We start from the raw sequence: 13,370 nt of genomic DNA on the forward strand, positions 1-13,370 counted from the left end.
GAGCGTGGCGTCCGCTTGCGGGAATTTCTCGAAGGCGAAACGCGGGATCTTCGTGACGACGTAATCGATGGTCGGCTCGAAGCTCGCAGGAGTCTCGCGCGTGATGTCGTTCTTGATCTCGTCGAGCAAATAACCAACGGCCAGCTTCGCGGCGATCTTGGCGATGGGGAAGCCCGTGGCCTTCGACGCCAGCGCCGAGCTGCGGCTCACGCGGGGGTTCATCTCGATGACGATCATGCGGCCCGTTTGCGGGTCCACGGAGAACTGGATGTTCGAACCGCCCGTCTCCACACCGACCGCGCGAATCACGGCGAACGACGCGTCGCGCATGATCTGGTATTCCTTGTCCGTGAGCGTCTGGATGGGCGCGACGGTGATGGAATCGCCCGTGTGGACGCCCATGGGATCAAAGTTCTCAATGGAGCAGATGATCACGCAGTTATCCGCGCGATCACGCATCACTTCCATCTCGTATTCCTTCCAGCCGAGCAAGGATTCCTCGATGAGGATTTCGCTCACCGGGGAGAGGTCCATGCCGCGCTTGGCGATCTCTTCAAATTCATCGCGATTGTAAGCGATACCGCCGCCCGTACCACCGAGCGTGAACGCGGGACGGATGATGAGCGGGAAGCGACCGATCTTCTCGGCCACGGCCCACGCTTCCTGCATGTTATGCGAGGTGCCGGAGATGGGGACATCCAGACCGATCTCGAGCATCAGGTCTTTGAAAATCTGGCGGTCTTCGCCCTTCACGATGGCTTCAGCCTTCGCGCCGATCATCTCGATACCGTGCTTCTCAAGGATGCCCTTGCGATGCAGGGACATGGCGGTGTTCAACGCCGTCTGGCCGCCGAGCGTCGGCAGCAAGACCAGCTTGCCCTTCGCGCCGGTGCGCTTCATCTCGTCGAGCTCGCGCACGATGATCTTCTCCACGGCCTCGGGCGTGATCGGTTCGATGTAGGTGCGGTCGGCGAACTCCGGGTCCGTCATGATGGTGGCGGGGTTGGAGTTCACGAGGATGACGCGGTAGCCTTCCTCGCGCAGGGCCTTGCAAGCCTGGGTGCCGGAGTAGTCGAACTCGCACGCCTGGCCGATGATGATCGGACCCGCGCCGATGATAAGAACCGAGTGAATGTCTGTGCGCTTTGGCATGTTACAAAAATCTTCGTCCTGACGACGCCCGGACCGCCCGCTCCACGGGTTGGCCCTGACAAATCAAAACGCCCCGGATGAAACACCGAACGGCCAAGAATGGGAAGGAGAAGTTTTTAACAATCGGGGAATGTAACAAAACCCCTCCCCTAAGAGTTTGCCAGGGTTGACCGCAGTATGATACTTAATACCCTGTCTACCGCCAAGAAAGAGGGGGATGTGACACATCTATGTCGTTCAAGCGCCAAATCTCGCTGCTCACGTTTTGCCTCGGGCTGACCACCTTCCAGATCGGTTGGGCCCAGCCCGCCCGGATATTGGGCAATCTCCAGCCGGAAGATGCCGGACGGGGCAGTTCGCTGCCTTATTCCACGGGTCATAGCAGTTCTGCGCCGTATGATTTCGCCGTGGTGGATGGCATCGGATACTTTGCGGCAGAAGATGCTGTGCATGGGATGGAGCTTTGGCGGACAGATGGCACGCCAGAAGGCACCCGGATGGTCACAGATATCAACCCCGAATGGCCTTCCAGTGGGCCCAAACAATTCATGGCCGGTGAAACACTGGTCTATTTCACAGCCACCGGACCTTATGGGCAACGTCTGTTCAGAAGTGATGGCACGGCAGCGGGCACCTTCCCTGTGCGGGATGAACTGCCGCGTGGTCCCGCAAATGAGCTGAGCCGCGCTCTTTTAGGTGTCGTGGGCGATCAACTCTACTTCGCCGCTGCAGCAAACGGCGACTATGACTTTGAGCTCTGGACCACTGACGGCACGCGAGCAGGTACCAGGCAGGTGAAGAATCTGACCGCAGCGGGCGCGGGCGTCATGTTTCCCGAACAGGCACCTGGTGGTGGCGCTGCGCTGGGCAATAGGTTCTTCTATTCGGCCAATAACGGCGTAGAAGGCTATCATCTCTGGGAGACAGACGGCACCTCCGCCGGAACACGGCAGGTCAAAAATTTGGTGCCACCTGGGAAACTGGGCGGATTGACTGGAGACTGGGTCAACGGCTATCCGCAAAATTTCCTCGCCTCGGAAACACTGGTTTACTTCACCGCCACATCTCCAGTAGATGGCCGGGAATGGTGGCGTACGGACGGCACACCGGAAGGCACGTATATGCTCCCGCAATTCGCGCCGGAACGGCCGGCGCATGATGAAGCCGGCTTTTCCAGCATCTCGGAGGCAAACCATGCCATCACGCTCGGCAATACTTTGTTTTATTCAGTACGCCGGTTTGATTCCCAAGGACTCAATTACACAGCAATTCCCGGGGTGGCTGTCTCCGATGGCACGGCCAGTGGAACCCGCTTGTTAAGGGACAAGCTCGAGATCCGGTTCAGACTGACGAAGGAAGCGGACAAAGTATGGTTCATTGCCAGGGACTGGAATGCCGTCAGTGATCCAGAGCATCACTACGGTCTCTGGGCGGCGACTGCGGAGGAGTGCCATTTTGTCGCCAGTGTGAAGGCTGAATCCCGGTTGGTGTCTGCCGGTGGAAAGTTGTATTGCACCAATCCCGCAGGCGGTTTGATGACTGTGGATGCAGCTACGGAAGTGGTGCTGGGCGGGGGTGTCTGGGATGCGGGAGAGGAAGAATGGACTGTTCCGTCACCTTTTTTCGAATTGGATGACTATACTGAAGGATATATCGGACTCACACATGCCGCGGCCTTGGGATCACGGGTCTTCTTTTCAATATTCACAGCTGAAAACGGAGGTGAACCCTGGATAACGGATGGCACCACTGCCGGCACAAAAATGCTGCGAGACATTTATCAGCATCCGACCAGCAGCAGTGAGATGTTCACGACTCCCGCGAACGCCATGTTTCTCGGGTCGCAAAATACCATCTATTTTCCAGCTCGTACTGAACCCGGCAGTTTATTGTATCACTTGGCGAGATATTCAACGGGGAGTGCTCCAGAAACAGTGCCTGGTTATATTCCCAGCAATTTGAACGGAACTGCGTGGGGCGTAGAACTTGATGATGTCATTATCTGCGCGCTGAATCCCACGTCAGACGGCGAAACCCAGCCGTCCCAGTTATGCGTTATCTTGGGGGATAGCATATCCTCACTGATACCTGAGACAGATGCCGGGCATTTGAACAACCCATCTGGATTTACCCGTCTAGGAGACGATGTATTCTTCTTCGCCAACAGCGCTGCCGGTGAATTGAGTCTTTGGCGCACTGCCGGCACTGCTGCAACCACGGTCAAAGTGAAAACATGGCGCGATTTCGAGGGAAGATACTGGTCCATTCCGGGAGCTATCGTCGTCTCCGGTGAGCGCATCTATTTTCCAGTTTTCTATACCTCCTCGATCGAGCTTTCTGAGAACAACTATGAGTTAATCTCCAGCGATGGCACGCCCGAAGGCACTTACTCCTTTGCCACCATCCCCACGACGTATTCCCCTATTGGCGGAGGCTCTGCCATGATCACTCTATTACCTTTGGGAAATGGTGTGCTGTTTAATCATTCCATTGGATACGGTTATAATGACGGCACTCGGGAGGGGACTGGTTTTTTCAATCTTTTTGATGATGTGGCGATCACCAGCCTGGTCTCCGTCAGAGGTAAAATATGGTACACTATCTCCGGTAACGGACTCTGGTGCACAGACGGCACGGTCAATGGCACCCGACATGTCAGCAGCACAGCTTCCTACATCCGCGATGGGTTCGAATTCAAAGGAATGGTGTGCCTGTTCGCTGGTGACAAGATCCTTACCATCGATCCGGACACAGCGGTGATACAATCGGATTTCACGATCGATCCGGATAAATTTGGGGGTATTTTCAGAACTGCTGTCACAGAAGATTTCATTTATTTCACCCTGTCAGATGATGCCCATGGAATCGAGTTATGGCGGACCGATGCCTCTCTGGAAAGCATCACGCTCGTACAGGATATCGGGCCGGGCCTCAGGTCATCCGATGTCGCCAATCTAAGGCAAATCGGCACAAATATATTCTTCACGGCGGAAGATCATCGCGGGCGCGAACCATGGATCATGCCGTCATCACTGAGCGCGCCTTGTGAAGTGTTCCACCCGGGAGATCGCTCCGTCATCGTGGGGAATGCATTCCACTTCGTCCCTGCATTGGTTTCAGGATCGGCCGAGAGATGGAGATGGTGGAATCTGCCGCCGGGATTGAGCTATGACTGCAAAACGGGCATCATCACGGGTATTCCACAGATGAGCGGGACCTTCAAGGTGACAGCTGAAGCAGCCAATAGCGGGGGGACAGATGTGATGTCGTTCACTCTTCGCGTGGTCGATCCCGATTACGCCCGCATCAGCCTGACTCCAGCAACAGGCATTCCGGGCAAATTATCCTTGTCGCTTAGCGCCATCGCCGGGCTGCGTTATCAAATCTTTACGAGCACCGATCTCGTCGAGTGGGAACCGGTAACGCTCGATGCCGATGCGGATTTTGTGATTCCAGAATTGGATACTGAAGCAGAGCAGCGCTTCTTCAAAGTGCTGACACTTGAACTGAGGATCAAACCTTAGGCGATCGAACTATTTCTTCCGCGTGAGGATCATCAAATACGCATCCGGCGGAGTGGTGCGGAAGGCGGTCGGGCGCGGTTTACCAGGATTGTTCGAGCACCATTTCATGTTATCGCCGTCAACGGTCATGATGCCTTGATAGCTCTTGCCCATGAGCTGGCCTTTCGTGGCGGTGGTATCGATGGTGATCAAATTACCGCTGCGGCTGATCTTATAGGTCCCCTCGCCCATGTTGTTTCCGTGGGGGTCTTTCGCGGTGATCTTGTCCTCCGTGATGACCATCTCGCCGATGCGTGCGCGGGCGCTGCCGGGTTTGGAGCCGTCGCCGTCCACGGCAGCGCCTTGCCAGATGCCCATGATGCGTTTTTGATCGGCGGAGGGTTCGGCGGCAATGGAGTTTAAGGTCATGGCAGATATCGCCATGGCAAACAGGGTGGTCACGACGCGGGTCGTCTTCATAGATAGAGATGAGGTTGCGGTTGGCGGAAGAACAACGAACCTGGCTGGAACGGGTTCATTTGTTTGGTAGTGGGACCTGCCTCTACCCTGCCCTAAACCAATCCATCTTGCAAGGTCACGTGCAGCAGGTTGCACCTGCACGCCACCATGGGCGGTGGGCAGGTGTGCACTCTTTTGCCATCCCTACCCTGCCCTTGCTTATGGGGGTTGCTGCGACTCGGAGAGTCGCGCTCCAGCCGGGCCGGTTGCACCGGCGGGCCTATGGACAGGCGATGGCGCCTGTCCCACTACCATTACGCCAGCGCCACTACTTGATGCGTCTCCTGCGACTTCAGCGCTGCTTCGAAGAGTTCGTGGCTGAGCACGGCTTCTTCCGGGGTGGCGCAGGCGAACTTGTCTTTTAAGGCACCGGCGCGTTCGGCGGCGTAGGCGGCCCACATCTGCAGGAAGCAATCCGGGAAACCGGGCTCGAAGATGCCGCCGGTGATCGTCGGGAAAGGCGTTTGGAAGCCGAGATCGATCCGTTGCCAGATCTGCTCTTTTTGCCGTTCGAAGACCCAGAGCGTCTTCGGCTCCTTGGTGCTGTACTTGATGCCGCCTTCCGTACCTAGCACCTCGATGAACCACGTGTTCGTCTCGCTCGGGGCCAGGCGTTTCATCTCCAGGCGCATCGGCACTTCCGCGCCGTCGATCAATACTTCCGTGTGGAGCATCGCGTTATCCCACGTATCGCACGCGGCCATGCCGCCTTTGCCATCAGGGCGTTGCGTGTAGATCTTCTGGAGTTGCGCATACACGCGCAGCGGTTTCCAGCCGAGGCGGAACGGCACATGCACCGCGTGCATACCCAGATCGCCCATCACACCGATGCCCCCGCAGAACTTCGTCATGCGCTTCCAATTGATCGGCTTCGTCGGGTCCAGATCGCTCGCGTGATGGAATCCCGAATGGATCTCGAGAACTTTGCCAACCTTGCCCGAGCGCACATAATTCACCACGCGCTGCGGTCCCGGCAGGAACGGAAACTCCGAACTGCACCGCACGAATCGCCCGGACTTCACCGCTGCCGCTTGGATGCTCCGCGCCGCCGCCAGATCGATGCCGAAGGGCTTTTCCGCCAGCAGATCTTTCCCCGCCGCCAGCACGTCCAGATACAGCTTTTCGTGGAGGTTATGCGGCACCGCCACATACACCACGTCCACGTCCGGGGATTTCAGCAACTCCTGATGATCCTTCGTGAGCAGCTTCACCGTGGGCACCTGCTTGAACCACTCGAGCAAACTCTCCTGGAGATCGCACACCGCCGTGAGTTCCACCTTCACCGGGAAATCCTGGAGGACGAACCAGCGCGCGAACGCACTCGCCGCCTCCCGCCCCATCAACCCGCCGCCGATGATCCCTACCCGCATGGTGCTCTGCTGTTTCATAGATAAGTCAGTCAATTGATCGATCAATCAAATCAGGTGCGTACGATAATCGGACGAGTATGGGACGATGCAAGAACTCACTTATTCAGGTCGGTTGCGCCAACAGGCTGCCCACTCTACTGCAGACGGCCCTTCTGTTCGTCCATTGATTGCGCATGCTGACTGAACGGGAACCACGGAGTAAAACAAATCTGGAAAACACCTTAACAATAAGCACAACCATCTCTGGTTCAAGTGATTACCAAAAGCAAACGAAAGCGACTTCAGATGACGGAATTTAATCCGCTGGACGCATGGGCGGACGTGTTTTAGGGTCAGCCCTTATGTCGAAGATTGCCAAAGGCGCGACGACGGCCGCGGCGGAGCTTGCAGAAGTTCCGTTCGAGGTAGCGTTGCAGAAGCTCGAAGCCATCGTGGAAACGATGGAGTCGGACGAATTGCCTTTGGAGACTTTGCTGGCCCGCTACGAGGAAGGCACGAAACTGGCCGCGCAGTGCCAGGCCCGCCTCGCGGATGCTGACCTCAAGATTTCCAAGCTGGAGAAGAAATCCTCCGGCGACTTCACGCTCACTCCGGTGGAACTCCCGGGGGATACGGCGGAAGATTAAAAAACCAATTATGAGCCGATACCTGGACATGGTGGATCATCCGTCCCACGTCAAAAAGCTGAAGCTGGACCAATTGACCCAGCTTTCCGAAGAGATTCGTTACGAGCTGATCACGAAGCTCTCTAAGAACGGTGGTCATCTCGGGCCGAACTTGGGCGTAGTGGAGCTGACGCTCGCGATGCATTATGTGTTCTCGACGCCGAAGGACAAGTTCGTGTGGGACGTGAGCCATCAGGTGTACGTGCATAAGTTGCTGACGGGCCGCAAGGACCGTTTCCACACGATCCGCACGACGAATGGCTTGAACGGTTTCGCACTCCGCACGGAGAGCGAGCATGATTGCTACGGTGCGGGTCATGCGGGGACGGCGCTTTCCGCCGCGCTCGGTATGTGCGCGGCGCGGGATCAGCGTCGCAGTGATGAAGACGTGGTCTGCGTGTTCGGTGATGCGGCGCTGACGAACGGTGTTTCGTTCGAGGCGTTGAACAACATCGCGCATACGACGAAGAAGTTCATCGGCATTCTGAATGATAACGAGTGGAGCATCGCGAAGAACGTGGGTGCGATCTCGAATTATCTGAACAAGTTGATCACGAATCCGCGCTACGACCGCTTGCAAAAGGATGCCTCGAGCTTCTTGAAGAAGTGGGGTTCCACGGGCGAACTCGCGGTGCGCTTGGGCCATAAGGCCGAAGAGGCCGTGAAGGGTGTCGTGAGCGAAGTCTCGCTCCAGCATAACGACGACGACAAGCGCGGTGATGGCCGGGGCGGTTTCGGCAGCAGCTTGATCTTCGAGGAGATGGGCATGAAGTACATCGGACCGATCGACGGTCACGATCTGCAATTGCTCATCAGCACGCTGGAATACGCGAAGACGTGCGAGCAGCCGGTGGTGATCCATGTGCTGACGAAGAAGGGCAAGGGCTTCGACGCCGCCCTGCAGCATCCGGAGAAGTTCCACGGCACGGGACCTTACAATGCGGAAACGGGCGAGACGGCTCCGGCGAAGCCGGGCACTCCGCCAGCGTTCCAAGATGTGTTCGGCGAGACCTTGGTGCGCCTCGCGCGGAAGGATAACTCGATCGTGGGTATCACGGCAGCGATGCCGACGGGCACGGGCATGAAGGCCCTCGAAAAGGCGATGCCGGGACGTTACTACGATGTGGGTATCGCGGAAGAGCACGCGGTGATCTTCGCGGCGGGTATGGCCACGATGGGTTTCCGTCCGGTGGTGGCGATCTACTCGACGTTCTTGCAACGCGCTTACGATTGCATCCATCACGACGTGTGCTTGCAGGATCTGCCGGTGATCTTCTGCATGGACCGCGCCGGTCTCTCGGCGAATGACGGCCCGACGCATCACGGCTTGTTCGATATCGCTTACTTGCGCTGCTTGCCGAATGTGATCGGTATGGCGCCAGCGAACGAAGATGAATTGGCGGACATGATGTTCACGGCGTCGCACGCGAAGCATGCGAGCTTCATCCGTTACCCGCGCGGTGTCGCGGAAGGCGTGCCGGTGAAGGAAACGCCGAAGATTCTCGAAGTGGGCAAGGCCGAAGTGGTGAAGCACTTCGCGAACAACGGCGGCAAGAAGGTCGCGGTGTTCGCCCTCGGGCCGATGCAGAAGATGGCGAACAAGATCTCCGAGCTGTTGGGCGAAGGTCACGACGTGGCCATCATCAACCCGCGGTGGTTCAAGCCGCTGGATGAGGAGACGACGGCGTTCTTCGCGCAAGGCGCGGACGCGGTGGTGACGATCGAGGATCACGTGATCGCGGGCGGTTACGGCAGCGCAGTGCTGGAGCTTCTCTCGAAGAAGAACATCACCACGCCGGTGGTGCGCATCGGCTGGCCGGACGAGTTCATCGAGCACGCGTCCACGGTGGATTACCTGCGCGAGAAGCATGGTCTGACGGCGGAGAACGCAGTGAAGCAGGTGAAGGAAATCTTCGCCAAGGGCAACACCACGGCGCAGCCGAAGACCTTCGCGGTGGCGTAAGGAAAGAAACGGTTTTTCAGAACGGCGCCTGAGAGATCGGGCGCCGTTTTTTAATGCCTTAATTCAAACTGGCGAAATCAGCCGAGCAATAGTATAGGTGCTATATGACGGTGACACTGACATCTGATCAGGAACGATTCGTGCAGGAGCAGATTCGTGCAGGGAAATATTCCTCCGTCGAACAGATGGTCGCGGAGGGGCTGCGCTGGGTGCAAAGCGAAGAGTTTATCCAGCAGAATATTGAGTCATTGCGGCAGCAGGTGGATATAGGCATCGGACAGCTTGAGCGCGGGGAATCCAGCCCGGCAGCGGATGTTTTCGCGCGGTTGGAAAAACGTGTGCAGAAGAAAGCGTAGCTTTCATGGCTGCTGTAATATTTTCCGCGCAAGCTGAGGAGGATTTGGCGTCGATCACGGATTACATTGCTGCTGACAATCCCGATGCGGCTTTAAATCTGCTGAGTGAAATCCAAACCAAAGTCTTCCTTTATAGTCGCACCCCAGAATTAGGGAAGAAGGCGGATCATTTGAGAGCGGGACTGCGTTACTTCATCAAGGGTAACTATTTGATCTTCTATCGTTCTAACAAAGGGGTGCTTGAAGTGGTCCGGGTTTTGCACGGAGCGCAAAACCTGCCGGAACTTTTTTAAAAGTATCTACCGCGCAGTCACCTGCACCGGAGGCACCGGCTTCGCCACGAACTTGATGTAAGTATTGCGTGCCGGGCCTTGGCCCCAGATGGGTTCGCCATGCCAGTCAGCGCCCATGACGAACTTCATGAATCCAGGGCCTTCAGACCACATGCGATTCTGCGGGATCAGTTGCACAGGTTGTCCGGTCAAGTCGCGTTCTTTGATGAACTGGCTGACTTGTTCCAAGTTATCCATGCTGGTCCAACGTCCGTCCTTGGAGGAAGAGACGAAGCTGACGGTCTTGTTCGTGGTCATGCCGGCCACGCCGAAGAAGAGGGCATCATTCCAGCGGAAGCGGTTTTTCACGGGATTGAAAACGAGCCAGTCACCTTCGCGCAGAGTGAGGTTAACTTCTTCTGTGCAGGCACCGAAACGATCGGCAACCGTCTTGCGCTGGCTGTCCGGCACGAGCTTGCCGTTATGCCAGATCTCGGCCACGAAGCATTCGGTGGCGAGGCAAATCTTATGTGCGATGACCGGGCCGGGCGGTTCGGGTGGCTTTGGTGTGGCAATGGGAGTTGAGGAAGCATTCGCAGCAGGTGAAGTCTTATTGCCCAACCACTTTTGCTGCCAGGCAATGCCAGCGGCAGCGATGACCACGATCAAGGCCAGCGCCAAGCCCCAGACTTTGAAGCCGGAAGATTTTGTGGCGGCGGCTTCGTAAGCAGTTTCAGGTTCGGGATGCGGCTCGGCTTCGGGCTCGGATTTGCCTTCAAAGGCGGCCTGTTCCTCGGCCACTTTACGTGCCTGCATGATGCGTTGATAGGCAGCATTGATGTCCCGCAAGGTCTCATCCGCCGCCCGCTTCTCCTCGGCATCATGGCCGAACTGGTCCGGGTGCCAGCGTTTGACCAGTTCGCGATAAAGTTTCTGCAGGTCAGCGGTGCTGATGTCGGCGTGGGTACCGAGTTTCTCGTATGCTTTGGCCAATTCGTCCATGCGTCATGTCCTCCTCAAAAAAGGGCAGAGGTAAAACTATTTGAGTAACACCGGAAGGCGCATTCTGGTCAAGGTCATTTGGCGCTTTTGATTACGTAAAGACGCGTATTCAGCGGAGGTGGCATACAATCCCATTGTCGCACCTGAGGTTATGCATTAACGTATGCTGAAATGCTGGCAGACAGAGATTACATGCGTGAACCGGCCCGGTCTGAGCCCATGCGGCTGACGACCAAGCTGATCATTGCCAATGTGGCCTGTTTCGTGATCTTCAACATCTTCGCCGACATCTCCCAAAATCCGGGCTTGAGGAACGTCCTGTATCTGAGCCGGGAAGGATTGATGAGCGGTTACGTCTGGCAACTGCTGACCTTCCAGTTTCTCCATGGCGGCCTGTTGCATCTGGTATTCAACTGCCTGGCTATTTACTCCTTTGGACGGATGGTGGAGGAGCGGATGTCAGGAAAACGATTCCTGCAACTCTACCTGACGGCAGGCGTGCTGGGCGGAATGGCTCAGATCTTGGGTGGCCTGGTTTTCAAGAGTTTTGCCGGCCCGCTGGTAGGTGCTTCAGCGGGAGTGTTTGTTTTGGTCAGCGCGTTCGCCCTGATGTTCTGGTATCAACGGTTCAAAGTTTTGCTGTTCTTTTTCATCCCTGTGGAGCTGTCCGGGCGTATCGTGTTCTGGGCTGCTTTGATCATGTCCTTGATCGGCATGACGGCTTCTCTAATAGTCAAAACGGAGGGGTCGCAAGTCGCCCATCTCGCACATCTGGGCGGATTTTTCACGGTATTCCTTTTCATGAACCGCTACGGTGAACAGGTGACTCCCGCAGGCTGGATATCGCGGCGAGCAGCGTCCCGGCCAGCACCGACATTGGTCAATGCTGGCAATAAACCGTCAAGCTGGCGCACACCCCCGGCCGAGGTTACCGTGGAGGAAGAGCCGACGGCTGATTTCATCAGCAAAGAAGTCGATCCTATCCTCGACAAAATCTCTCAAAAAGGCATCCACAGCCTGACGGATCAAGAGCGCAAGATTCTCGAAAAAGCGCGTTCCAAGATGGCGAAAAAGTGAGGAACCGTTGAATGGTTAAAAGGGTGATCCGTTAAACGAGTTCACAATTTGACGATTTAGCGCTTTTAACGTCCTTCACTGATTTCCTTGTCCGCTGCACTTTTCTCTTTTGCCTGCGCTACCACGCGGTAGGATTTCACCCGCTTTATGATTACGCGTTATTCGCGCCCGGACATGCGGGCCATTTGGACCGACGAAAACAAGCTCAAGATCTGGCTCCAGATCGAACTGCTCGCCAGCGAGGCGTTGGTGGCGGAAGGCGTCGTGCCCAAGAAAGATTTCGCCAAGATGAAGGCGGGCGCGGACCTGTGCTTTGCAGATACGAAAGCGCTCGTGGAACGCCAGAAGGAACTCGAGAAGACGCTGAATCACGACGTCATCGGTTTCACCACGGCCGTCGCGGAGAAGATCAATGATCAGGCCAGCCGCTGGTTGCACTTCGGCCTCACCAGCTCGGACATCGTGGACACCGCCTTTGCCGTGCAGATGGTGCAGAGCGCGGACATCCTGATCAAGGACGTGAAGATCGTGCGCGAATCCATCGCCAAGCGCGCGAAGGAGCACATGCTCACCCCGTGCATCGGCCGCAGCCATGGCATCCATGGTGAGCCGACCACGTTCGGCCTCAAGCTCGCGCTGATGTATGATGAATTTGGCCGCGCCTTGGAACGCCTTGAACGTATCCGCGAAGTCTCCGCGCTCGGCAAGTTGAGCGGCGCGGTCGGCACGAACGCGCATCTCTCTCCGAAGGTAGAAGCCTATGTGTGCAAGAAACTCGGCCTTAAGCCTGCGCCCATCGCCACGCAAGTAGTGCAACGTGATATCCATGCGGAATACATGAGCGCGCTGGCGCTCATCGCCGCGAGCATCGAGCGTTGGGCGGTGGAGTTCCGTCATCTGCAACGCACGGAAGTGCTGGAAGCCGAAGAGCCGTTCACCAAGGGCCAGAAAGGCAGCAGCGCCATGCCGCATAAGCGCAATCCCATTACATGGGAACGCCTCACCGGTTTGGCCCGCGTCATCCGCAGCAACTCGATTGCCGCTCTCGAAAACGTCGCCCTCTGGCACGAACGCGATATCTCGCACAGCAGCGTGGAGCGCATCATTTTCCCGGATTCCTGCACGCTCCTCGATTACATGTTCGGTCTGCTCACGCGCATGATGGACGGCCTGAACGTCTATCCCGAGAACATGAAGAAGAACCTGGGCCTGAGCCTAGGCATGTGGAATAGCCAGACCGTTCTCCTCGCGCTCATCCGCAAGGGACTGACGCGTGAAGATGCGTATGGCCTCGTCCAGCGCAACGCCATGAAGACGTGGGAAGTGAAGCACGCCGGTCGCGATGACGCCGATTTCCTCGAAGTGCTGAAAGCCGATCCCGATGTGGCCAAGCACTTCAAGAAGGGCGAGTTGGAAAAACTTTGCTCCCTCGACTTCCACATGAAGGAAGTGAAAGCGCGGTTTAAGACGGTGGGATTGTAAGCTGGTTGC

At 56.8% G+C, this 13,370-nt stretch carries 11 protein-coding genes; 7 read left to right on the forward strand and 4 right to left on the reverse strand.

Annotated features, from left to right (window positions below):
• The coding region (gene carB, locus VGH19_24020; protein ID HEY1174453.1) for a carbamoyl-phosphate synthase large subunit at positions 1 to 1,152 on the reverse strand (1,152 nt) is incomplete at its 3' end.
• A 407-nt stretch (positions 1,153 to 1,559) separates the two neighbouring features.
• Here carB and VGH19_24025 point away from each other — a divergent pair.
• Positions 1,560 to 4,676: an ELWxxDGT repeat protein gene (locus tag VGH19_24025; protein ID HEY1174454.1), complete on the forward strand. Its 3,117-nt coding sequence runs from the start codon at positions 1,560 to 1,562 to the stop codon at positions 4,674 to 4,676.
• 9 nt (positions 4,677 to 4,685) lie between these two features.
• Here the strand turns inward: VGH19_24025 and VGH19_24030 are convergent, their stop codons facing one another.
• Both VGH19_24030 and VGH19_24035 read right to left on the reverse strand, forming a co-directional pair.
• The gene (locus VGH19_24030; GenBank protein ID HEY1174455.1) at positions 4,686 to 5,135 is read right to left on the reverse strand and encodes a TIGR03067 domain-containing protein; all 450 of its coding nucleotides are present in this window, start codon (positions 5,133 to 5,135) and stop codon (positions 4,686 to 4,688) included.
• A 293-nt stretch (positions 5,136 to 5,428) separates the two neighbouring features.
• Positions 5,429 to 6,562 carry a Gfo/Idh/MocA family oxidoreductase gene (locus VGH19_24035; GenBank protein HEY1174456.1) on the reverse strand — a complete coding sequence of 378 codons (1,134 nt, stop codon included), beginning with the start codon at positions 6,560 to 6,562 and terminating at the stop codon, positions 5,429 to 5,431.
• A gap of 323 nt (positions 6,563 to 6,885) precedes the next feature.
• On the opposite strand from VGH19_24035, the gene xseB reads away from it, so the two are divergent.
• The 4 genes from xseB (at position 6,886) to VGH19_24055 (ending at position 9,821) form a co-directional block, all read left to right on the forward strand.
• Positions 6,886 to 7,170, forward strand: a complete 285-nt coding sequence (gene xseB / locus VGH19_24040) for an exodeoxyribonuclease VII small subunit (GenBank protein ID HEY1174457.1) — start codon at positions 6,886 to 6,888, stop codon at positions 7,168 to 7,170.
• Between the two features lie 10 nt (positions 7,171 to 7,180).
• On the forward strand, positions 7,181 to 9,172 hold the full coding sequence (gene dxs / locus VGH19_24045; protein HEY1174458.1) for a 1-deoxy-D-xylulose-5-phosphate synthase: 1,992 nt from the start codon (positions 7,181 to 7,183) through the stop codon (positions 9,170 to 9,172).
• A 104-nt stretch (positions 9,173 to 9,276) separates the two neighbouring features.
• Positions 9,277 to 9,528 carry a hypothetical protein gene (locus tag VGH19_24050; GenBank protein HEY1174459.1) on the forward strand — a complete coding sequence of 84 codons (252 nt, stop codon included), beginning with the start codon at positions 9,277 to 9,279 and terminating at the stop codon, positions 9,526 to 9,528.
• Positions 9,529 to 9,533: 5 nt separating this feature from the next.
• Positions 9,534 to 9,821 carry a type II toxin-antitoxin system RelE/ParE family toxin gene (locus VGH19_24055; protein ID HEY1174460.1) on the forward strand — a complete coding sequence of 96 codons (288 nt, stop codon included), beginning with the start codon at positions 9,534 to 9,536 and terminating at the stop codon, positions 9,819 to 9,821.
• A 6-nt stretch (positions 9,822 to 9,827) separates the two neighbouring features.
• Here VGH19_24055 and VGH19_24060 read toward each other — a convergent pair whose 3' ends face one another.
• Positions 9,828 to 10,802: a J domain-containing protein gene (locus VGH19_24060; GenBank protein HEY1174461.1), complete on the reverse strand. Its 975-nt coding sequence runs from the start codon at positions 10,800 to 10,802 to the stop codon at positions 9,828 to 9,830.
• 171 nt (positions 10,803 to 10,973) lie between these two features.
• Between VGH19_24060 and VGH19_24065 the strand changes: the two genes are divergently transcribed.
• Positions 10,974 to 11,879, forward strand: a complete 906-nt coding sequence (locus VGH19_24065) for a rhomboid family intramembrane serine protease (GenBank protein ID HEY1174462.1) — start codon at positions 10,974 to 10,976, stop codon at positions 11,877 to 11,879.
• Between the two features lie 147 nt (positions 11,880 to 12,026).
• Positions 12,027 to 13,361 (forward strand): adenylosuccinate lyase, encoded by a 1,335-nt coding sequence (purB, locus tag VGH19_24070; GenBank protein HEY1174463.1) that lies wholly within the window; start codon positions 12,027 to 12,029, stop codon positions 13,359 to 13,361.
• Positions 13,362 to 13,370 lie beyond the last annotated feature (9 nt).

Source organism: Verrucomicrobiia bacterium (genome assembly GCA_036405135.1).
GTDB lineage: Bacteria > Verrucomicrobiota > Verrucomicrobiia > Limisphaerales > JAEYXS01 > JAEYXS01.

Bases quoted from the DNA above. Each gene is read 5' to 3' on its own strand.
- VGH19_24030 (HEY1174455.1), bottom strand. From the start codon at position 5,135: ATGAAGACGACCCGCGTCGTGACCACCCTGTTTGCCATGGCGATATCT.
- VGH19_24035 (HEY1174456.1), bottom strand. From the start codon at position 6,562: ATGAAACAGCAGAGCACCATGCGGGTAGGGATCATCGGCGGCGGGTTG.
- xseB (HEY1174457.1), top strand. From the start codon at position 6,886: ATGTCGAAGATTGCCAAAGGCGCGACGACGGCCGCGGCGGAGCTTGCA.
- dxs (HEY1174458.1), top strand. From the start codon at position 7,181: ATGAGCCGATACCTGGACATGGTGGATCATCCGTCCCACGTCAAAAAG.
- VGH19_24050 (HEY1174459.1), top strand. From the start codon at position 9,277: ATGACGGTGACACTGACATCTGATCAGGAACGATTCGTGCAGGAGCAG.
- VGH19_24055 (HEY1174460.1), top strand. From the start codon at position 9,534: ATGGCTGCTGTAATATTTTCCGCGCAAGCTGAGGAGGATTTGGCGTCG.
- VGH19_24060 (HEY1174461.1), bottom strand. From the start codon at position 10,802: ATGGACGAATTGGCCAAAGCATACGAGAAACTCGGTACCCACGCCGAC.
- VGH19_24065 (HEY1174462.1), top strand. From the start codon at position 10,974: ATGCTGGCAGACAGAGATTACATGCGTGAACCGGCCCGGTCTGAGCCC.
- purB (HEY1174463.1), top strand. From the start codon at position 12,027: ATGATTACGCGTTATTCGCGCCCGGACATGCGGGCCATTTGGACCGAC.